Genomic DNA, 20841 nt, shown 5'->3' on the forward strand with positions numbered 1-20841 from the left:
GTGTAGTGCCGGCGTGCTTAAGGTGCGATTAATGCGTCACCGGGCGGTTCGGCCCGGTGTAGTCCCGTGCTGGCGGCCAAGGATTGCTTCCAGACCCTCAAGCGACCGAGGCTGCCATAGCCTTCTCGATCTCCTTCGCGCAAGCCCTGATGGTCGGCGCCAACTCCACCAGTCGCTCCCGCGTTAGGTCGGTGATGGCCCCGTTGAAGCTCACCCCCGCCACCACCTGCCCGGACGGGCCGTAGATGGCGGTCGCCACACAGGCGACGCCGCTTGCGCTCTCCTCCAGGTCGAGGGCGTAGCCCCGCTCCTTGATCTCGGCGAACTCGACCAGTTGGCGGGTCCGCTCCTTGCGTCCGATGCCGTTAAGGAAGAAGAGCCATTCGCGCTCGGGTTGGCTGGCGATCATCGCCTTGCCGGCGCCCGTTCTGTACGCCAACGTGCGCTGACCGACGTAGGCGTTGACCTGGAGCTGCCTACTGCCGATTATGCGATCGACGACCATACTGTAGATGCCGTCTAGAACGGCGATGTGCACCGTCTCGCCTGTTCGCTCGCAGTAGTTCTGCGCGATCGGCTTGGCGGCCTTCGTGAACTGCAGGCTCGACTTCTTCTTCTCGCCGAGTTCGAGGAAGCGGTAGCCGAGGCTGTAGCGCTGCGCCTTGTTCTCCAAGTACCGGTGCTTGACCAAGGAGGCCGCGAGGCGATGCGTGGTGCTACGCGAGAACCCGGATGCCTGACAGAGTTGTTGCAGCGACAGGTCACCGTCACTCACGAGCTCGACGAGCTGGAGTGCCTTCTCTAGAGTGGTGCTCACGTCGACATCCTAGAACGACCTGCGCTGCCGCCGGAGCGCGAGGAGCCGACCTCGCCCGGCCAGGTCGCCCGGGCGTCTCGGGAAGCTGACGTAGGCCGACGCTGGTCCTGGTGGGCTAGTCGCTTCCCGCCAGCCCTAGCCGCAACCGCAGTACTTCGATGACCTCGATGGCGGCGGTGAGGGCGTCCGTGAAGCGGTGCCTGACCCGCATCAACTCGGTTGTCAGGAGGTGCCGTTCCGGGTCGCCGGCGACCAGCCTGCGGTAGCGGCTCAGCGGGGCGAGCATGGGGACGGGCTCCTTGAGGTCGCTGAGCCCGTAGCTGTCCTGACCGTACTTACCCACCACGGTGGCACGCAGAGGCGTGATGTGGCGGCTGAGGCGCAGGAGCGCCTCGTTGCGGGCCAACACGGCTTCCTTGGTGTCGGCCTGCAGTGCGTCCAGCCACGCCGCGCGCTCCGCCAGTCGGTCGAGCAGCGGCCGCACGCGGCCCAGTTCGGCCGGGTCTTCGCCTTCCGAAAGCATCGTGTCGAAGCGCGCCCTCAGCTCTTGGGCCGCTGGCGAGGCCAGATGGGGCAGAAGCTCGGTGCTCACCAGGTCGTGTATCAGGCCCGCCCAGAAACGGCCGTCGCGCTCGAGCACCGCCTCGTCGAGCGTGTCGAAAGTGTCCTTGTCGGTATGGTTCCACCAGCCGAGGGTAGCGCCGTTCCAGGCCTGCACGACGGCGTCGGGCAGGGCGTGGCGTGCCGCGATGGCGGGTACGCCGACGCCGAAGAAGGACTGGTCGCCGATCCGCTCCAGCCGCTTGCTCGGCAGTCGCTCGCCGAAGAGCTCCTCCGCGATCGCCTGATGCGCGTCGCGCAGCTCCGGGCTGCTGTTGACGGCGAGACGGTCGGCACCACGCATGCCGACCGAGTCGATGTTGGTGTACGCCACTCCGTAGCGGTTCAGCTCCTCCCAGTGGGTGTCGACGAAGTAGGTCGAGCCGGCGGCCTCCGCGATCTCATGACCGTTCCAGAAGCAGAAGACCACCGAGCGGCGCAGCTCGTCACGGCGCTCGGCCAGCAGCCTGGCGATCTCGATCATCACGCCGTTGCCGCTGGCGTTGTCGGTCACGCCCGGCTCCCAGGCGTCGAGGTGCCCCGAGACGACCACGAACTGCTCGCGCTCTGGGCTTGACTCCGGTGCGCGCAGCCAGGCGATCGGCTGGGCGACCCGCGCCCAGAGGCGTTGGCCCGTCACGCGGAGCCTCACCTCCACCCCTCCCTGCTTGCACTGCGCCTTGAGCCGCTCGCCGTCGCGTCGAGTGATCGCGAGGGCGTGCAGCCTGGGGATCTCGTTCCACGTGGCCCGGGTGGGGTTACCCCACACGGCCTTCAGGGCGCGCCAGGGGATGTTGTCCTGGTCGGAGGTTCCCCAGTTCATCAGGACGATGCCGATGGCGCCCTGCTCGTAGGCCAGCCGCGCCTTCTCCGGCGTCGCTGGGGCGTAGCTGACCTCTGCCAGGACGATCTTGCCGCGCACGTCGAGGCCGGCGTAGTCCTCGCGGCCGCCGGGGCCTACCGCCACGAGCTCGGCCACCACTCCCTCCGGAGGGGTCGGGTCGATGTGCAGGCACGGTTTGACGACGGGTGTCCAGGGCTCCGGGGAGAGGACATCGAGGGCGCCGCTGCCGATGGTGCTGGTGTAGGTGTCGAACTCCTGCAGCTTGGCCGCCAAGCCGTAGGAGGCGAGGGTGTCGCGGATGTACTCGGCGGCCAAGCGGTCCTGGCCCCCGCCGGAGATGCGGTTGGGTGTGCGCTCGCTCAGCCACCGGACATGGGTCATGGCCCGGTCGAGGTCGAAAGCTTGAAGGATCGGTGGCAGAGCCGAGGTCGTCATGAATGGTCCTTTCTATGCCCTGATTGCCCTGAGGTCCAGGTTCGCTCCGAGGTCGCGAGCGCCACGTAGAAACGCGCCGCCTCGCCGATCTGCCGCACGTCCACCCACTCGTCGGCGGCATGCAGGTTCGCTCCGGACGGCCCGAACATGACCGTGGGGATCCCGCTGTCGGCCAGCAGGTTGGCGTCGCTCACTCCGCGGCCGTAGGCGAAAGCGGGGTCGTGGCCGAACTCGCGGCGGTAGGTCTCAGTGAAGTGCCGCAGGAAGGGGTGGTCGGGTGCGGTCAGGTAGCTGGGGTAGGCGGGGGGTAGGACGTCGAAAATGGCGTCCACCGCCGGCGATACGCTCTCCGCCAGCGCCCGCAACTCGCCGACCACGTCGTCGGCGCTCTCGCCGGGCACCAGATGCCAGTTGACCAGGCAGGAGCAGCGATCGGGGACCCTGATCTCGTAGGGGCCGTCGCCGCTCTGGATGCGCAGCACGCAGCGACTGCCCCGCCCGACGAGCGGATGCTCGCGCACCGGCGATGCCTGAAGGGCGTGCAGCAGCCGCGCCATGGCGTCGATGGCGTTGACCCCCTCCTCGGGGCGACTGCCGTGCGCGCTGCGCCCACGGCACGTGATCCTGACGTTGATCTTGCCGACGCCGCCGACGACCGGATCGTCGAAGTGCGGCTCACACACCACGGCGGCGTCGAACCGCAGCCCGCGGGCGATCAGGTCGACCGCGCCCCTCGAGGAGGCCTCCTCGTCCGCCACCGATGCGAAGCTGACCGTGCCACACCAGTCGGAGCGGCGGGCCAGCTCGCGCATGGCCAGCATCGCGGCGGCTAGGCCGGCCTTCATGTCGACGGCCCCACGTCCGTACAGACGGTGGCCCTCCAGGACGCCCGAGTACGGGTCGTGGGTCCATCCGTTGCCCGGCAGGACGGTGTCGGCGTGGCCGAGTAGCAGCAAGCTGGGCGCCGCCTCGCCATGTCGGTCGCCTCTGACCGTGGCGAAGACGTTGCTGAGCCCGTCCGCGGTGGTTTGTAGGGTCGTGGCGACGCCGTTCAGCCGCAGCCAGTCGGCGATGAGGCGCTGCACGGCCTCCTCCTGCCCGGAAGGGCTTGGGCACTGCACTAGGCTGCGCAGCAGGACTACCGTCTCGTCGGTGGCCTCGGTCATGCCCTGACTTCCTCCTCCTCGGCCGGCGGCCCGGCCCTCAAGCCGTGATGGGGATGGCTCCGGACTCGGTCACCAGGTAGGCGTCCTCGATCGCGACCACCGCCTCGTCCACCGGCCAGACGAACTCGACGCAGCCGGACATACCCGCCTCGATCCGTTGCTCGCAGCCGGGTTCCAGATAGATGGTGCAGATCGTTTGCCGGTTGATCACGTGGCCGCAATCCCTGGCGTACTCCTTGCCGCTGCGACCATGCGGCAGCAGACCCCAGCCGCGCACCCGATCGTCTTGCTCGGCCAAGGCTTCTGTGGCCGCCTCGTGGACGACGGCGCCGCTGACCCCCGGGCGGATCGCGGGGATGACGCGGTCGAGCAGAGTGGCGCGCAGGAACGCCTGGAACTCCTCCAGCTCGGGAGAGTTGCAGAGGGTCTTCGCGATGTCGGAGCAACCCCTCACGCGTCCGGCCAGGTCGAGGACCTGGGTGCCCATGTCGAACTTGACGGTGCGGTTCCGTCCGCTCACGAGGTTCGGGGTCGGCGCGGCCGGGACCAGGGTCCGCTCCCCGGGGTGGATGATGCGGAAGTAGGGACGGAACATGCCGTGCAGGTCGCACTCGCCGGCGAACTCCCCAAGGAAGGCATCGAAGGCGAGCGCCAACTCCGACTCGCGCAGCTCGCCGCCCCGCGCCAGGCGCCCGGCCGCGTACTTGACGGCGCGCTCGGTGGCCACGCGGGCCGAGTTGGCGGCGAGGACGTAATAGGGGAGCTGGCTCGCGGCCCGCAACTCCTGCCAGCGGTACAGCAGCGGCGAGGCGCTCGGCAGCAGCAGGGGGTCGGCGTCGAGCGCGCGCGCGAGGCCCAAGTCGGCGTGGCCTGGCTCGACGGCCAGGGTGCCGGGCGCGATGGCGGCGACGGCGCTGCCAACGTCTCGGTAGGTCGAGCGCTCCACGGTCCCGGGCAGTTGACCTCGTCCCGGCAACAGGAGGTGGAGTCGTTCGTCGCCCCTGACGAAGAGCATGACGGCGCCTGCCCGCTCCAGCCAGGCGCTCGGATGACCGCTCAGCTCCTCCATCTGGAAGGGGGAGGTGACGAGAAGGGCATCGACGCCGGCCCTCTCGAGCTGCGCGTCGAGCAGGGCGAAGTCGTGCTCCGGCTGGCGCTGGAGCAGCTCCGCCAGCCGCTCCTCGAAGCGAAAACCCTCGACGACTCGCCTCGCCGCCCGTCGGTAGCGCTCCACGTCAGACTCCATCGCCGCCGCTACCCGGGGGCGCTCGAGCGTGAGGTGCCGGAGCGTCCGGTCGGTCAAGGTCCGGTAGGTGACGTCTAGATCTAGGGAGCCATGCAGAGCGCGGTAGCTCGCCACCGGCAGGGTGTCGTCGACCTCGACCGCGCGGCCGGGCGCTAGCTCGTCGATGAGCTGCGGCAGGGCCGGCGCGGCTGGCCGCTCGTTCCAACTGAAGTAACCGCCGTAGACGGCGAAGCGGTGGGGGGTCGCCGGTTGCGCAGTGGCCATGGCGCTGTCGGAGTCGCGCAGCAGCACCGTGCACCTGCCGTCGAGCTCGAGGACGTAGGGCAGGACCGTCTTGGTGGCGTCCTTCACGATGTGCGGGTAGACCATGGCGTCAAGGTAGTCGGCCCCCAGCAGCCGGACGAGGTCGTGGTGGGCGTGCCACAACCGGGCCGTCTTCTTCACGCCGCCCCGGCTCCCGCCGCAGCCGCCAGCCGCACGCGGCTCAGAGCCAGACCTACGGCGGCCTGCGTCGGATCGACCACAGGCAGCCCAACCGCCTGCTCCAGCTGCGCGCAGTAGCGGCCCATGCCGGCGCCGGCGAACAGCAGCGAGCCGGCCCCGAGCTCCCTGAGGCTCGCGCCGACCTCGATGAGCCGACCCAGCACGCGCTCCGGCCGGCGCAGGTCGCCGTAGTCGAGGCCGAGCGCGGCCGCGCCGGCCAGCCTCGCCTCCACTCCGAGCGCTCGCAACGCGCGGCGGTTCTTCCCCTCGCTACCCGCCGAGACCGAGATCAACCCGAGCTGACCGCCGAAAGCCAGGGCCGTCATGACGCCCGCCTCGCCGATGCCGAGCACCGGTCGGCTACTGAACTCCCGGGCAGCGGCGATGCCCGGGTCCGAGAAGCAGGCCACGACGAATGCGCCCGTGTCCGGTAGCTCATGCCGCTCCTCGATGAAGCGCGCCACCGCCACAGCGGCCAAGTCGCTATCCCTGCTGGTGGTGATGCCGTTGGGGCCGTCTTCCAGCGTGACGCAGTCGATCTCCGGCCCACCCGGGAAGCGCAGGGGTTCCAAGGTGCGCGACAGCTCCTCGGTGATCCCAGTGTCCTTGCGACTGCTGGCGTTCATGACGTGGATGATCTTGGCCATCGCTGCTCGACTCCTCCTGTCAGGCCCCGCTGCCCTCAGTGCTCGCGGACGGTGAGGATGATCTTGCCTACGTTCTTGTTCTCCGCCATGCGCTGGTGCGCCACCTCCGCCTCCTGGATGGGGAACACGCGGTCCACCACCGGCTTCAGCCGGCCGTCGTCGAGGGCCTCGCCGAAGTCGCGCAAGAAGGCATCCTTCATGTCCGCCAGCTCGGCGACCGAGTACTTGCTCAACGTGTCCCCGAGGACGGCGAGGCGCTTGGAGATGATCTGGCGCATGTTGATCTCGGTCTGGGTTCCCCCGAGGATGCCGATGAGGAGCAGGCGGCCCTTCAACGCGAGCAGCTCGAGGTTGCGTTGCAGGTAGCCGGCACCGACGGTGTCGAGGATGACGTCGACACCCTCGCCACCCCCGAACTCCATGGCCCGCGCGACGAAGTCCTCCTCGTGGTAGCGGATGGCCAGGTCCGCGCCCATGGCTTCGCATAGGCGCGCCTTCTCGGCCGAACCAACGGTGACGATGACGCGGCAACCGGCCAGACGGGCGAGTTGGATGGCCGCCGTGCCGACGCCGCTGGCGCCGCTGTGAATCAGGACCGTCTCGCCCGCCTGGAGGCGGGCGTTGACGAACAGGTTGCCGTAAGCGGTGAGGTAGGCCTCGGGGAGCGCCGCGGCCTCCGCCATGCTCAGTCCGGCGGGCACCGGCATGAGCAAGCGCTGCGGCACGCGGACCCTCTCGGCGTAGCCCCCACCCAGCGTCAGGCAGACCACGCTGTCGCCTACGGACCATGCCCGGACGGCGGAGCCGCGCTGGCTTATGCGCCCGGCAGCCTCGCCTCCAAGGATCTCGGAGCGACCCGGGGTCGTCGGGAAGTTGCCTTCTCGGTGTAGCAGGTCGGCGCGGTTGAGCGCGGTGGCTTGGACGTCGATGATCACATCGTCTTCGCCGCATGCGGGGTCGGCCACGTCTTGCCATAACAGGGGGCGGCCAGGGCGGTTCCGGTCCACGACGATCGCCTTCATCTACCTATGACCTCGCTCTCCGCTCGTGCGGCCTGGATGCTAGCACAGCCTGGTGGGCGGTCGCCCCTTTCGGAGATTAACGCCGTCACAGACGGGCTTTCTAGATCATCATCGAGCTCGCTGGGCCGATCTTTTCTCCCATATGTTGGGACGGCTATCCTTGTAGTTGACATGCATGATAGGTGCCTCTATAGTGGCGCGCACGTACAGCGGAGCAGGCCGGCGCCGCGGCGTACTGTCGACCATCGGTTCAGCAACGTAAGGGAGGAACGGATGAAGTCCCCCAGGTTCGCCGTCTCGTATCGCCTATTGGTGGCAGTGGGGCTTGCGCTATGCTGCCTCCTCCCGACCGCCGCCGCGCAACAGACGGGCGGGAAGCTGACGGTCGCCATCGGCGTGCCAGCCGTGACCCTTGCCCCGGGCAAGTCGATCGCGTCGATCGTGAACAGCATCACCGAAGGCATCTACGAAGGACTCGTCGAGAGGGACGCCAGCGGAGCCGTCCTACCAGGTCTGGCGACCTCGTGGAGCCTCGCCGAGGACGACGTCACCTGGACCCTGACCTTGCGGCAGGGCGTCCGGTTCCACGACGGCACCGAGTTCTCCGCCGATGACGTCAAGGCCACGTTCGACCGCATCCTGAACCCCGACTTCGCGTTGCCGCTGAGCTCCGTCCTTAAAGTCGTCTCGCGCGTCGAGGTGGTGGACCCTTACACGGTCAAGATCATCACCGGCAGTCCGACGCCCGACTTCCTCAACCGTCTCGCCTACGGCGTGGCCGTCATCATCAGCAGCGATGCCGTCGAGAAGTACGGCGCCGACATCGACTGGACGCCGGTCGGCACCGGCCCGTACCGCCTGGAGTCCTACGTTCCCAACGAGAGCGTCACCCTGGTCGCCTTCCCCGACTACTGGGGCGGCACCCCGTTGCTCGATCGCGTCGAGTTCCGCACGGTTCGCGAGCCGGGCACGCGCGTCGCGCTGCTCGAGGCGGGCGAGGTCGACATCATCGTCGACGTGCCGGCCACCGACCTGCCTGGCCTGAAGGCGCAGGCCGACAAGGCCGTGCTGTTGGCGCCGAGCACGCGAGTCATGCACATCGGCGTCAACACTCAGGTGGCGCCTTTCGACAACGTCCTCGTTCGCCAGGCGCTCAACTACGCCATCGATCAGGACGGTTTGGTCAACGGCGTGCTTCAGGGCGTCGGACAACCCGCCCGCTCTATTATCTCCCCGGTGGTCACCGGCTTCTCGCCGGTGAGCGAGTACCGCTACGATCCGGATACGGCTCGGCGCCTGCTCGCGGAGGCCGGCTATCCGAACGGCTTCAGCGCAACGCTCTGGACGCCGGAAGGCCGCTACTTCCAGGACCGCGCCACGGCGGTGGCCGTGCAGAGCATGCTGGGTGACATCGGCGTGAACGTGGATGTAAGGGTCATCGACTGGGCCACGTACCTGGAGATCCTCCGGCGCCCTGTCGACTCTAGCGAGACCCAGCTCTACCTGCTCGGCTGGGAGTCGGGCACCGGCGACATCGGTTACGTGCTGGACCTGATCTTCCACACCTCGACGTGGCCACCCGCCGGCTGGAACACGATGTTCTACAGCAACCCGGAGGTCGACGCCCTGATCGAGACGGCTCGCGTCACCATGGATCCGGATACGCGCCAGGCGCTGGCGACGCAGATCCAGGAGCGCATCGTCAGTGACGCCCCGTGGGTCTTGCTCAACGTGACCGAGGAAACGGCCGCCATGAGCAGCAAGGTGAACGGCCTCGAGCTGCTGCCGGGCGATGTCTACTCGCTGAAGACGGTGTGGCTGGACAAAGACTAGGCTAGGGGCCTCGTCCCAACCGGCCGGGTCTCCCAGAGCCTATGCTGCGCCTCCTTCTCTATCGGGTGCTGGGGCTGGCCGTGATCCTGGTGCTGGTCTCGGTCATCTCGTTCTCGATCACCTACGTTGTGCCCGGCGATGTCGCTCTCGTCATCGCCGGGCCCGGCGCCAGCCAGGCCTCGATCGAGAAGATCCGCAGCGACCTGCTCCTCGACGAGCCCTTCCTGGTTCGTTACGGCACGTGGCTCGGCTCCGTGATGCGCGGCGACTTGGGTGCCTCGGCCATCACCAGGCAACCGGTGGCCGAGATCGTCGGCTTCCGGCTGGTCAACACGATGAAGCTAGCCCTGGCCGGCATCGTCCTCGCCATCGTTCTTGGCATCGCGCTCGGTCTGGTGGCGGCCCTGTACCGCAACAGCCTTGTCGACTACGGGGCCATGCTCGTATCGGTCCTGGGCATATCCGCGCCCGTGTTCTGGGTGGGGTTGATGCTGATATACGTCTTCAGCGTCCGCCTGCGCTGGCTGCCCATCACCGACCAGGGTGGTGTCGCCCACCTGATCCTCCCAGCCATAACCATCGGGATGTACTCCGTGGCGGTCATCGCCCGCGTGACCCGCTTCAACCTGCTCGAGGTGCTCGGTCGGGACTACATCCGCACGGCCAAGGCCAAGGGCGCCTCCACCGCGCGGATGTCACTGAAGCACGCGCTCAAGAACGCCCTCATCCCGGTGGTCACGGTGATCGGACTCCAGTTCGGTTACCTCATGGGTGGGGCGGTCCTCACCGAGACCGTGTTCGCCTATCCGGGCATCGGCCGGCTCTTCGCCGACGTCGTGTTCACCCGCGACTTCCCGGTCATGCAGATCCTCATGCTGCTGCTCGCCGCCATCTTCGCCGTCACCAACTTCCTGGTCGACATCTCCTACGCCCTGCTCGATCCTCGGATCCGTCATGCCTGAGGCGCCATGACGGGCCGCCGCTTCTGGAAGGCGTTGCGGCGCAACAAGGCGGCGCTGGTCGGCTTCGTCCTCTTCGCCATCTTCCTGACCTGCGCCGTGTTCGCCCCGGCCCTCGCGCCGGCCAACCCCAACAGGGCCAACTTCTCCATGGTCCTGCATCCACCCAGCGCCGCCGCCATACTCGGCGCCGACGAACTGGGGCGCGACATCCTCAGCCGCATCCTCTTCGGCGCGCGAGCCTCCTTCCTCGTCGCCGCGTCGACCACCGCCATCGCCGCCGTGATCGGCGTGCTGCTCGGGTTGCTGGCCGGCTACTACGGCGGGTTGGTCGACGCGATCATCATGCGCGCGGCCGACTTGCTGTTGGCCTTCCCCAGCTTCCTGGTGGCGTTGGTCATCGTCGGCATCCTCGGTCCTGGTCTCGTGAACGTGATCCTGGCCGTCGGCGTCCTCTTCGTGCCGCGCTTCGTGCGGCTGATGCGCGCCTCCGTGCTCTCCGTGCGGGAGAACGAGTACGTGGAGGCCATGGCGGCCCTCGGCAGCCGGACGCCGCGCATCATCTTCCACCACGTCCTGCCCAACGCCATGGCGCCGATAATCGCCTTGACCGCCATCGTCAGCGGCGAGGCCATCCTCATCGGCTCAGGACTGGGCTTCCTCGGCCTCGGCGCGCAACCGCCACTTGCCGAATGGGGAGCGATGTTGAGCGAGGGTCGGGTCTACCTGACCACCGCGCCGCATGTCGCTGCTTTCCCAGGCCTAGCCATCATGGGCCTAGTCGTGGCTCTCAATCTCATAGGCGATGGGGTCAGGGACGCGTTGGACGTGCGGCTCTAGGTAGACGTAATACAGCATGGGTTACTGGCCCGCCCCCATTCATGAACGCGCTTACGTCGTACTGGCATGTACCGGTCGGCCAGAGCGAGCGCCGGTCCCGCCGGCGAAAGCTACCGGCTCAGCCCTTGCGACTACGCGAGCCGGCCGACCAGATGAACACGCCCCCGAACAGCGCTAGCAGTACCGCGCAGGCCGCGGCGGAACCGGCTTTGCCCCAGTAGGGCAGCAACGCCTGGTACAGGGCCCAGGCCAGCAGGGCGGCTGCCGCGGCCAGGAGCCCGATGCCGACGGTCGCAAGGGCTACGCTCGTGCCGGCGCGCACGAGGCCGACGCGAACGGCGCTGGTCGCCTCGGCCTCGAACAGTTCCAGCAAGGCGATGACGTAAGCGGTGAAACGCCGGAGCACGGCGCCCTCAGCTCATCTTGCGTCGCAACAGCCAGCCGAGCGCCACGCCGACGCCCAGGGTCATCAGCACCGAGGTCAGCGGCTTCTCGGAGATCTTCTCCTCGGTGCGGCGCAGGACCTCTTCGCCCTGCTCGACAGCCGAGCTTCCTGCGCTCTTGATGCTCTCCATGAGCTCCTCGGCCTTGGCTTCCAACTGGCTGCGGGCGGCCTCGAGGAGGTTGCCGCCATCGCTTGCCATGCCCTTGAACTCCTTCTTCAATGCTTCCACATCTTTGCGGAGTGCTTCGATATCTTTACTTGAAGTAGCCATACGGTAGCCCTCCTTCTCGCCGCGGTGCAGGCCGCATTAGGCCTTGCGCCGTTCAAGGAAGATAGCACCAGATCGTGAGAGTCGGGGTGCCGGCGTCACGCCGCGGTTACAGGGTGGTTACAGTGGCCGCATGCCGAAGGTCTTCCTGATCATGCTGGACGGCGTGAGCGCCGACACGTTCCGGTCTCACCACAGCCGGTTGCCGTTCCTCTCGCGTTTGGCTGCCGGCGGCTTCAGCGTCGAGAGGTTGCGCTCGCTTGTGCCCGGCATCTCTTTGCCTGGCAGGACGTCGATCCTCACGGGGCGCGGCGCGGCCGAGGCCGGCGTGTACGGCAACAACGTGTGGCACGACACGCGCTTCAGCTACGCCGACCCGGACGACGTGCGGGTCCCGACGTTGCCGCGGTTGGCGCTGGCGGCCGGGCTGGACGTGGCTTGCGTCGGCTTCGGGATGGTGAGACCGGAGGACGCGACCGTCTTCAAGCGGCCGTGGTGGGCGGACAACTTCGTGCAGCGGGCCCGCGACGACGTCGGGGAGCCCGCGCAAGGCGCCTGGCGCCGCGCGGCCGACCACGTCGACCCGACGGGGCGCCTGGTCGCCGCGGCGACGGCCGCGGGCTACCCGAGCGACTACCCCGAGCGCTTCCCGGACAGGCGCGTCTACGCCTTCACCGGCGACATGCACGTGGCCAACTGGGTCGGCTTGCTCGCCGCGGCCGACCCGGCGCCCGACTTCGTCCTGACCGAGTTCCTGGTGACCGACTCCGTCCAGCACAGCCACGGTTTCGACACCGAGGCGTCGCTGTGGGCGCTCGGCTACCTCGACGCGCTGGTGGGCGTGACGCTGAGCCGCCTCGGGGAGCGCGCCGCCGAGTACAACTTCGTGATCCTGAGCGATCATGGCCATTGGCACGTGCAGAAGGCTTTGCGACCGGAGGCCATCCTGCCGGGCATGCAGGCGGACTGCCAGGGCGCCATGCTGCACGTGAAGGTCGACTCGGCGGCCGACGAGGCACGGGCCACGGCCGCGCTCGCCGAGCACGGCGTGGTGCCTTACGACCCGGCATACCTACCGGAGGACCACCGCGCGTTCCTGCGTCCTTACCTCGCGCCGGACGGCTTCTCCTTCGAGTCCGGACCCTCGGAGCTGCCCGTCACGGAGCCGAAGAACATCTCCAGCCACGGTCTGCGGCCGGGGCATCCGGCGGACGACCGCTTCATGTTCATGAGCGGACCCGACGTGCCGGCGGGTACCGTCGCCATGGCGGACGCCGACCAGGTGGCGCCGACCGTGGCCCAGCTGCTCGGGATCGCGACGGGCGTGTTCCCGGGGCGGTCGTTGCTGGGGTGAGGCTCAGGGAAACGCGACCGACTGCCCGCGCATATACGCCGCCGTGCGCAGGCGGTGCTCCCGTCCGATGCGTTCCAACTCCCAGGGGTCCGTGGCGGGGTCAACTAGCAGCCGTGTGATCAGCTCGTGCTCCCGCAGGTCTTCCGCCGCGCGGTTGGGCACGAGGTGGAACGCGGTGACAGCCAGCATGGCGTCGAGTTGACTCCAGAAGACCCTGATGCTGTCAAGGAGCTGCGCATTGCCAGCGGCCTCGTAGATGGTGAAGTGGAAACTCCGATTGAGTTCGATGAACCACTCCCACATACCCTGGTTCAGCGCCAGTTGAAGCTTCTCGTTGAGTGCGGTCAACTCGGGAGCGAGGTGCGCGCGATGCGCGGCCGCTTCCACCGTGCCGTAGCCTTCCAGCACTGCTAACAGTCGGATGACGTCGTATATCTCCTCGGCAGATACCCAGGAGACCACGGCGCCGACATACGGAGTTATCGAGACAAGGCGCTCGGCTTCGAGCTTCAGCAGCGCCTCCCGAACGGGCAGGACACTGATCCCGATCTCGTCGGCAAGATGGGCAGCCGTTATGCGTTGGCCTGGGAGTAGGCGCTTCTCGCGGATGCAGCGCTTTATGTAGTCGTAGGCTAGATCTTTCTTGGTCTGCCGTGCCATCCTCCACCCCCTTCTGATATCTTATAAGATATAGCTCTGATTTCAAAGCCTGGTCAGGCTCGACGCGAAGGGAGCGACCAACGATGGCTGACGCAACGATACTCGACCGCGGCAGGTTCTACGAGGACTTCGAGGTCAACGAGGAGTTCCGTCATTGGCCGGGGAGAACCATCTCCGAGGCGGACAATACGTGGTTCACGCTGCTCACGATGAACACGCACCCGCTGCATTTCGACGTGCAGTACGCTGCCGGTACCGTGTTCGGCCGACCCATCGTGAACAGCTGTTTGACTTTTTCCATCGTGGCCGGTATGTCCGTCAGAGACATCAGTCAGAACGCCATCGCTAATCTCGGGTTCGATGCCATCGAGATCCCGGCGCCCTTGTTCAACGGCGACACGTTGTATGCCTCGACCGTCATCTTGGATAAGCGGCTGTCGCGTTCGGATCCGAGTCGGGGGATCGTGAAGGTGCGCACCACAGGCGTGAATCAGCATGGTCAAGAGGTGTTGAGGTTGCAGCGCTCGATCCTGGTGCCGGTGCGCTCGGTCGAAGGCTGAGCTCAGGCGCGGCGTTGACAGATGCTGCGACAAATGCGTATAACCTCTCTTATATAATCTAAGGTTTCCGGAAGGAGCGCCCAGCTGTCGACAGCGGTGTCAATAGGCTCTCGCCGAGGCTCGGCCGAGCGCGGACCAGGGAGTCAAGCGACGCCGTCTAGGATCCATGCTCACGGCATTTCAGGATCGGCGCCACCGAATGGAGGCGCATTCAGAGAGGGGTACCCCACATGATTCGACGGCATACGTTGAACGTGATAGCGCTCATCATCGCGATGGCGGCGACGCTCTTGAGCGTAGCCGCGGCCCAGGCGACGCCCAAGGCCGGAGGCATCCTGAGGGTTGCGATCACGGGTGACCCGCCTGGCCTCGACTCTGCGGTGACGACCTCCGCCATAACGGCAGAGATCAATAACCACATCACGGAGATGCTCTACGCCTTTGACGGGGACGGGATCGTACGGCCGATGTTGGCCGCCGCCCTCCCCGACATCAGCGCAGACGGTCTGACGTACACGATTCGCCTGCGGGCCGGCGTCATGTTCCACGACGGCAGCCTTCTCGACTCGGGAGACGTCAAGGCCTCCCTGGAGCGTTGGCACCGCCTCAGCTATGGCAAGACGGTCCTGAAGAACTTGGTGGCGATAGACACACCGGATGAGCTCACCGTCGTGATCAGGTTGTCGGCGCCCGTGGGGATCCTCACGTCCGCGTTAGGCTTCGATAACTACGCTTCCGGCATCTACACGGCAGAGCAGTTGGCAGGTGCTGGCGATGATCCCATCGCTGTGCCGATCGGTACTGGCCCTTACCGACTCAAAGAGTGGATACGTGGCCAGAGCGTCGTCCTGGAGCGCTTCCCCGAGTACTCTGCTCGTTCCGAGGAGCCTTCCGGTGACGCGGGCCGCAAGAACGCATGGCTTGATGAGATCCACTTCATCAGTGTTCCCGACGCCGCTACCCGCCAGGGAGGACTAGAGTCCGGCGAATACGACGTCAACTACAGAGCGGCTGGAGAGGATTACGAGTTCATCGAGTCGTCCTCCAAGATGTGGCCTTGGATGCCGCCAGTCGGCTACAACTACACCCTCCTCTTGAACTTCAACTCGCCACTGATTCAGAACCTCAAGCTGCGGCAGGCTATCCAGGCTACCCTCGATATGGATGCGATCGCTCTGGGCGCCTTCGGTAATGAGGCGCTCTACGACCTCAATCCCGGCGTGCTTCCGCCTGGGTTCGGCGGCATGTACACCGACGCGGGTAAGGAACTGTACGATCAGCGGAACCCGGAACTTGGCAGGAAGCTGCTCGAGGAATCGGGTTACGACGGCACGCCGATCCGGTGGATCACCACGCGCGATTTCTCGTATCAGTACGCAGGCACGCTGATCGCCGTAGATCAATTGGAGGCGATCGGCCTCAAGAGCGAGATCATCGTTCGCGACTGGGCGACCACGGTCGAGACCAGGTCCAAGCCTGACGCCTGGGAGATCTTCGTAGGTAACCAGATCTCCGGCCCCGAGCCGGAGATGATCGCGATCATCAACCCTGGCTGGGTCAACGCGTACGACGGCTCGCCCGAGTTCGCCGACCTCATGGCGGAGTTGCGCGTCACCGCGGATCCGGTGAAGCGTGCCGAGCTTTGGGCCCAGGCGCAGGAGGCCTACTACGAGGACGTCGGCAGCGTGAGGGTGTCCGACACCTTCCTACTGGTGGCCTACTCATCCAGAGTGCACGTGCAGGCAAGGTACATCGCCTTCCAGGCCTGGAACACCTGGATAGAGTGACTTCAGCCGGTCCTGGCCACGCGAGGCGCGCGCGTGGCCAGGACCGCTCTCGACCATGGTCGCCTACCTCCTTAGACGCCTGGTTTCGTTGTTGTCCATCCTGGTCGTGGTCGGGCTGGTGGTCTTCTTCCTTGTCCGGCTCGTCCCCGGCGATCCGACCTCGGCACTGCTCGGCGAGAACGCCACGGCCGAGCAGGTCGAGGCGCTGCGCACGCGCCTAGGATTGGACCGCACGCTACTCGCTCAGTTCGGCGCTTGGATGGAGAGCGTCGCCCGGGGCGACCTCGGCATGAGCATCTACATGCGGATACCGGTCGTCACGGCCGTCATCCAACGCATCGAGCCGACAGGCATGCTCGCTTTGGCTGCCACGCTAGTCGCGGTTCTTCTCGGCGTGAGCCTAGGGGTGATCGCCGCCATAAAACACAACACCGGGGTCGACTACGCGGTGATGGTCATAGCCATGCTCGGGCTCTCCTTGCCGACCTTCTGGCTGGGGCTTCTGATGATCATGCTCTTCGCCGTGACGTTGCAGTGGTTGCCCGCTGCCGGCTACGTTTCCATCCTGCAGGAACCAGTGGCTAGTCTCAGGTACCTCCTCATGCCCGCCCTGGCTCTCGGGTTCAGCCAGGCCGCCATCATCGCTCGCATGACGCGCGCGAGCGTCCTTGACACCCTGGGTGAGGACTACGTGCGAACGGCCCACGGCAAGGGACTTCCGGCTTCGAGGGTCGTCATCGGCCATGCCCTGCGCAACGCCATCTTGCCGATCGTGACGGTCATCGGGCTCTCGATAGCCACGTTGGCCGGCGGCGTCGTTGTCACGGAGACGGTGTTCAATATCCCCGGCGCAGGGCGTTTGGTGATCGACTCCGTGTTGCGGCGCGATTATCCGGTCATCCAGGGGTCTGTGCTCATGGTGGCGTTCGTCTACGCGTTCGTCAACCTGTTAGTGGACCTGAGTTACGCGTTCTTCGATCCTCGAATCAGGTATCAGTGACTCGGGCGTCCTGGGTAGAGCATGGCGTCTGAGACCGCGTCCGTGACCGCGCCACGAAGAAGGGCCGGCTTGAGACGCCTGCTGTCACGTCGGATAGCGGTGGCCGGCGGGGTTCTCATCATCGTCATCGCTATCGTCGGTCTGGCCGCCCCGCTGTTGACCCCCTACGACCCGAACGGGCTGCAGATCAGCGACCGCCTGAGGCCGCCCTCTAGCGCGCACCCTCTCGGCACCGACAACTTCGGGCGTGATGTCTGGGCGAGGACCGTGTTCGGCACGCGACTCTCCCTGGTCGTTGGCCTCAGTACCGCCCTGATCACTGCCGTTCTAGGCACTCTCTTGGCTTTGCTCGCTGGGACATACCGCTTCCTGGGCGAACTCATCATGCGTGTCATGGACGGGCTCATGGCCTTGCCGGCAACGTTGCTGGCGATCGCCATCATGGCGGCCGTCGGACCAAGGGTCGAGAACATGGTGGTGGCGTTGAGCTTGGTCTACTTGCCCCGCTCCACCCGCGTCGCGCGGGCTGCTGTCCTTGTGGTGCGAGAGCAGATCTTCGTGGAGGCCGCCATCGCGCTAGGCGCAGGTAACCGCGGGATCATGCGGCGCCATATCTTGCCTGGTGTCCTCTCGCCCGTGATCGTGCAGGCCACGTACGTCTTCGCGACGGCGGTCCTACTCGAGGCCTCGCTGTCGTTCCTCGGGGTCGGCGCGCCGCCCGAAGTGCCGAGCTGGGGGATCATGTTGTCAGAGGGGCGCCTGCTCATGCGCAACGCACCCTGGATGACGGTGTTCCCCGGAACCCTTCTAGCCCTGACCGTTCTGTCCGTCAACATGCTCGGCGACGGCCTGCGGGACGCCCTGGATCCCAAGATGAAGAGAGGCTGACGACATATGTCCGAGTCAAGTGCCAGGCTGCCTGGGGGCGAGCCTGACGCAACGAGGCCACTACGCGGAGTGCGTGTCCTAGCGATCGAGCAGTACGGTGCCGGCCCTTTCGCAACGCTCGTGCTCGCCGACCTTGGTGCCGAAGTGATCAAGATCGAGCTACCCGAGCAGGGCGACGTAGGACGCGGCATCCCCCCATGGACGGACGGGGCAGACAGCTTGTTCTTCCAGAGCCTCAACCGCGGGAAGCGGAGCGTCGCCGTCGATCTGAAGGAGCGGCGCGGCAGACAGCTCTTCGAGCGCTTGGTGGCCAACTCCGACGCGGTGTTCGCGAACACGCGCGGCCTTTCCCCTAGTAAGCTCCGCATCACTTACGCCGACCTGGCCCGCTTCAACCCCGCGATCGTCTGTGCGTTCCTCACGGGCTTCGGGCGAACCGGACCGCGCGCAGACGAGCCCGGCTACGACTACATAGTCCAGGCGATGAGCGGCATGGCATCGCTAGGTGGGGAGCCGGAGGGGCCACCAACGAGGGCGGGCGTCAGCGTCGTCGACTTCGCCACGGGCCTTGCCGCCGCCTTGGGGTTGCTCGCCGGCCTGCATAGGGCCAGAACGACAGGGGTAGGCGGCGACGTCGACACGAGCCTGCTCCTCACGGCGCTGAACCTCACGAACTACGTCTCCAGTTGGGTCCTGACAAGAGGTTTCCAACCGGAGCGACTGCCGCATGGAGCGCACCCGTCGGTCGTGCCCTCCCAGCTCTTCGAGGCGAGCGACGGGTGGCTCATGGTGATGAGTCAGACTGACGCCTTCTTCCGCGAACTCGTCAAGCGGATCGACCTCCCCGAGGTACTGGCTGATTCGCGGTTCGGGACGATGGCCGGACGCCTCGAGAACCGCGAGGCGCTGCTCGGGCTGCTCGAAGCGAGGTTCCGGGAGCGAACCGTGGCCCAGTGGCTTGACCGACTCGAGGGCGCAGTGCCTGTGGCACCCGTGAACGACCTCCCGACCGCCCTGCGTGAGCCTCAGGTGGTGGAGACCTCCATGCTCGTGTCTTTCCAGCACCCGACCTTCGGGGAGGTCAGGCAAGTCGCCGGACCCGTGCAGGTGTCCTCGCCACCGCCACCTCCGACTCCGGCGCCGGCGCTTGGGGCGGATACCTGGAGCGTTCTGCACGCCTTCGCTGGTCTCGACGAGGACACGTTCCAAGAGCTGCTGGCCGACGGCGTCGTCGCTCAAGCACCCTCGGACGCCGGCGGAGCGGGCGGGAACGCTGAACCGACGTTGGACTCAGACGAGCAGCCGGTGGTCACCGGTGCACGAACCGATAGGAAGTGAGGAAGAGGATGAAGGGAATAGTCGTTGCGCCCCAACCGGTAGCGGTAGAGCTCGGGGCCAAGGTACTCGAGGACGGCGGCAACGCCTTCGACGCGGTCATCGCTGCCGCCTTCGTGCAGATGGTCAGCGATCCGTTCATGTGCGGTCTGGGCGGCTGGGGCTCCGGCGTGTTCTATCGGGCCGAGACCGACACGTTCGAGAACATAGGGTTCTGGGCGCGCATCGGCTCGAAGATGCGGCCGGACATGTGGGAGAAGGACGTAAAAGGGTTCACCGACATCTGGCGCTTCGCGCTCTTCGATGACCATCGGAACCTCTACGGCTACACGTCCATCATGACGCCGGGTACGGTCGCGGGCTTCGCCGAGGTCCATCGCCGTTACGCGACCAAGCCGTGGGCGGAACTGCTGCGGCCGAGCATCGAGCTCTCGGAGAACGGCTTCCACGTTCCTGAATACATGGCCCAGCACTATCGTCAGCTCTTCCTCCCCGGACTCCCGCACCCTCGGGACAAGTACGCGCATAACCCGGCGGCGCGTGCCCTCTTCCGTAACTCCGACGAGAGTGACCTGAAGGAACGCGGTGAGTTCTACAGCAACCCCGACCAAGCGCGGGTGCTCAGGCGGCTTGCCGAGGCTGGTCCCGAGGACTTCTACACGGGCGAGATCGCGGAGGTCATCGCGAACGACTTCGAGGCCAACGGTGCCTTCGTTACCCGCGAGGACCTGGCCAGCTACCGGCCGGTCGTGGAGCCCGCCCTTGACTCGACCTACCGCGGCTACGACGTGGTGAGCACGGCGCTACCTGGCGGAGGGCTGCTCTTGCTCCAGATCCTGAACATCCTGGAGCAGTTCGACCTCTCCTCCATGGAACACAACGGCCCTGAGCACGCCTTCATCGTCGGTGGCGCTCTCGCGTGGGCCGGCGTGACACGCGGCCGACACCTTGCCGACCCTGCTTACCGCGATGTGCCGGTCGCCGAGCTCCTCTCGAAGGAGTACGCGGCAGACATCGCGGAGCGTATTCGCCGGAGTGAACTCCCTACCGAAGTGCAGCTCAACCGGCCTGGCTACACGACCCACATCTCGGTCATGGACGAGCTGGGTAACTGCGCTTCGATCACTCACACGCTGACCACGTGCGCGGGGATAGTCGTCCCCGGCACGGGGTTCACATGGAACAACTGCGTGTCTTTGATGGACCCGATACCGGGTCGCCCGAACTCGTACGAACCGGGCAAGGCGCGCGCCAGCGCGATAGCGGCGACCATCGTCATGCGGGAGGGTCGTCCCTGGATCGTGTTGGGAGCGCCGGGCGGGTGGTCGGTCACGTCGGCTGTCGCGCAGTCGATAAGCAACATCATCGACTTCGGGATGTCGCCGGTCGAAGCGGCGGCCGCCGCGCGGTTCCACAGCGAGGGCAATCCGGTCTACTGCGAAGGTAGGGTCTCGGCCCGCACGGTCGCGGCCCTGCGCGGCCGGGGCATGACGGTCGAGCAGTCGCTCATGAACTTCGAGAACAAGTTCGGCTCCATCCAGATAGCCATGCATGACGAGAACGGCTTCCGTGGCGGGTCGGACCCGCGCCGCGACGGCGGCACGTTCGCCGTGGCCCATGGTTGAGCCCATGTCGTGGGATGGAGGACCGAG

Annotated in this window: 19 protein-coding genes; 10 read left to right on the top strand and 9 right to left on the bottom strand. The window is 66.6% G+C overall.

All coding sequences use genetic code 11. The annotated features are described in order from the left end of the window. Positions 1–97 precede the first annotated feature (97 nt). The 6 genes from M9914_05125 to M9914_05150 all read right to left on the bottom strand — a co-directional run bounded on the left by M9914_05125 (position 98) and on the right by M9914_05150 (position 7260). Complete coding sequence (locus M9914_05125; GenBank protein MCO5173556.1) at positions 98–817, bottom strand: IclR family transcriptional regulator; 720 nt, start codon at positions 815–817, stop codon at positions 98–100. 115 nt (positions 818–932) lie between these two features. Continuing rightward, positions 933–2696, bottom strand: a complete 1764-nt coding sequence (locus M9914_05130) for a M28 family peptidase (protein ID MCO5173557.1) — start codon at positions 2694–2696, stop codon at positions 933–935. Beyond that, positions 2693–3862: a M20/M25/M40 family metallo-hydrolase gene (locus M9914_05135; protein ID MCO5173558.1), complete on the bottom strand. Its 1170-nt coding sequence runs from the start codon at positions 3860–3862 to the stop codon at positions 2693–2695. The genes M9914_05130 and M9914_05135 overlap by 4 nt, the downstream gene beginning before the upstream one ends. Positions 3863–3899: 37 nt before the next feature. Next, positions 3900–5552: a M24 family metallopeptidase gene (locus tag M9914_05140; protein ID MCO5173559.1), complete on the bottom strand. Its 1653-nt coding sequence runs from the start codon at positions 5550–5552 to the stop codon at positions 3900–3902. After that, positions 5549–6238: an aspartate/glutamate racemase family protein gene (locus M9914_05145; GenBank protein MCO5173560.1), complete on the bottom strand. Its 690-nt coding sequence runs from the start codon at positions 6236–6238 to the stop codon at positions 5549–5551. Before M9914_05145 ends, M9914_05140 begins: the two co-directional genes overlap by 4 nt. Positions 6239–6273: 35 nt before the next feature. Then, positions 6274–7260: an NAD(P)H-quinone oxidoreductase gene (locus M9914_05150; protein ID MCO5173561.1), complete on the bottom strand. Its 987-nt coding sequence runs from the start codon at positions 7258–7260 to the stop codon at positions 6274–6276. Between the two features lie 273 nt (positions 7261–7533). Here M9914_05150 and M9914_05155 point away from each other — a divergent pair, with 273 nt between their 5' ends. From M9914_05155 to M9914_05165, 3 genes are read left to right on the top strand one after another with little or no spacing between them, the layout of a single operon-like run. Continuing rightward, positions 7534–9093, top strand: a complete 1560-nt coding sequence (locus M9914_05155; protein MCO5173562.1) for a glutathione ABC transporter substrate-binding protein — start codon at positions 7534–7536, stop codon at positions 9091–9093. A gap of 41 nt (positions 9094–9134) precedes the next feature. Beyond that, positions 9135–10055 (top strand): ABC transporter permease, encoded by a 921-nt coding sequence (locus M9914_05160; protein MCO5173563.1) that lies wholly within the window; start codon positions 9135–9137, stop codon positions 10053–10055. 6 nt (positions 10056–10061) lie between these two features. Beyond that, complete coding sequence (locus M9914_05165; GenBank protein ID MCO5173564.1) at positions 10062–10892, top strand: ABC transporter permease; 831 nt, start codon at positions 10062–10064, stop codon at positions 10890–10892. Between the two features lie 118 nt (positions 10893–11010). Here M9914_05165 and M9914_05170 read toward each other — a convergent pair whose 3' ends face one another. Then, positions 11011–11298, bottom strand: a complete 288-nt coding sequence (locus tag M9914_05170) for a hypothetical protein (GenBank protein ID MCO5173565.1) — start codon at positions 11296–11298, stop codon at positions 11011–11013. Between the two features lie 7 nt (positions 11299–11305). Then, the gene (locus M9914_05175; GenBank protein MCO5173566.1) at positions 11306–11608 is read right to left on the bottom strand and encodes a hypothetical protein; all 303 of its coding nucleotides are present in this window, start codon (positions 11606–11608) and stop codon (positions 11306–11308) included. Positions 11609–11738: 130 nt separating this feature from the next. Between M9914_05175 and M9914_05180 the strand changes: the two genes are divergently transcribed. Beyond that, the gene (locus tag M9914_05180) at positions 11739–12959 is read left to right on the top strand and encodes an alkaline phosphatase family protein (protein MCO5173567.1); all 1221 of its coding nucleotides are present in this window, start codon (positions 11739–11741) and stop codon (positions 12957–12959) included. A 3-nt stretch (positions 12960–12962) separates the two neighbouring features. Here M9914_05180 and M9914_05185 read toward each other — a convergent pair whose 3' ends face one another. Then, the gene (locus M9914_05185) at positions 12963–13619 is read right to left on the bottom strand and encodes a GntR family transcriptional regulator (GenBank protein ID MCO5173568.1); all 657 of its coding nucleotides are present in this window, start codon (positions 13617–13619) and stop codon (positions 12963–12965) included. Positions 13620–13702: 83 nt separating this feature from the next. On the opposite strand from M9914_05185, the gene M9914_05190 reads away from it, so the two are divergent. The 6 genes from M9914_05190 (at position 13703) to M9914_05215 (ending at position 20814) form a co-directional block, all read left to right on the top strand. Beyond that, entirely contained in the window at positions 13703–14179 is a 477-nt protein-coding gene (locus M9914_05190; GenBank protein MCO5173569.1) for a MaoC family dehydratase, read from the top strand. Positions 14180–14433: 254 nt separating this feature from the next. Beyond that, the gene (locus M9914_05195; protein ID MCO5173570.1) at positions 14434–15966 is read left to right on the top strand and encodes an ABC transporter substrate-binding protein; all 1533 of its coding nucleotides are present in this window, start codon (positions 14434–14436) and stop codon (positions 15964–15966) included. Between the two features lie 55 nt (positions 15967–16021). Next, positions 16022–16966, top strand: a complete 945-nt coding sequence (locus M9914_05200; GenBank protein ID MCO5173571.1) for an ABC transporter permease — start codon at positions 16022–16024, stop codon at positions 16964–16966. Positions 16967–17035: 69 nt separating this feature from the next. After that, the gene (locus M9914_05205) at positions 17036–17854 is read left to right on the top strand and encodes an ABC transporter permease (protein MCO5173572.1); all 819 of its coding nucleotides are present in this window, start codon (positions 17036–17038) and stop codon (positions 17852–17854) included. Between the two features lie 69 nt (positions 17855–17923). Further along, on the top strand, positions 17924–19192 hold the full coding sequence (locus M9914_05210) for a CoA transferase (GenBank protein MCO5173573.1): 1269 nt from the start codon (positions 17924–17926) through the stop codon (positions 19190–19192). A gap of 8 nt (positions 19193–19200) precedes the next feature. Next, positions 19201–20814, top strand: coding sequence for a gamma-glutamyltransferase (locus M9914_05215; protein ID MCO5173574.1), 1614 nt, complete (start codon positions 19201–19203; stop codon positions 20812–20814). Positions 20815–20841: the final 27 nt, after the last annotated feature.

Source organism: Trueperaceae bacterium, assembly GCA_023954415.1.
GTDB lineage: Bacteria > Deinococcota > Deinococci > Deinococcales > Trueperaceae > JAAYYF01.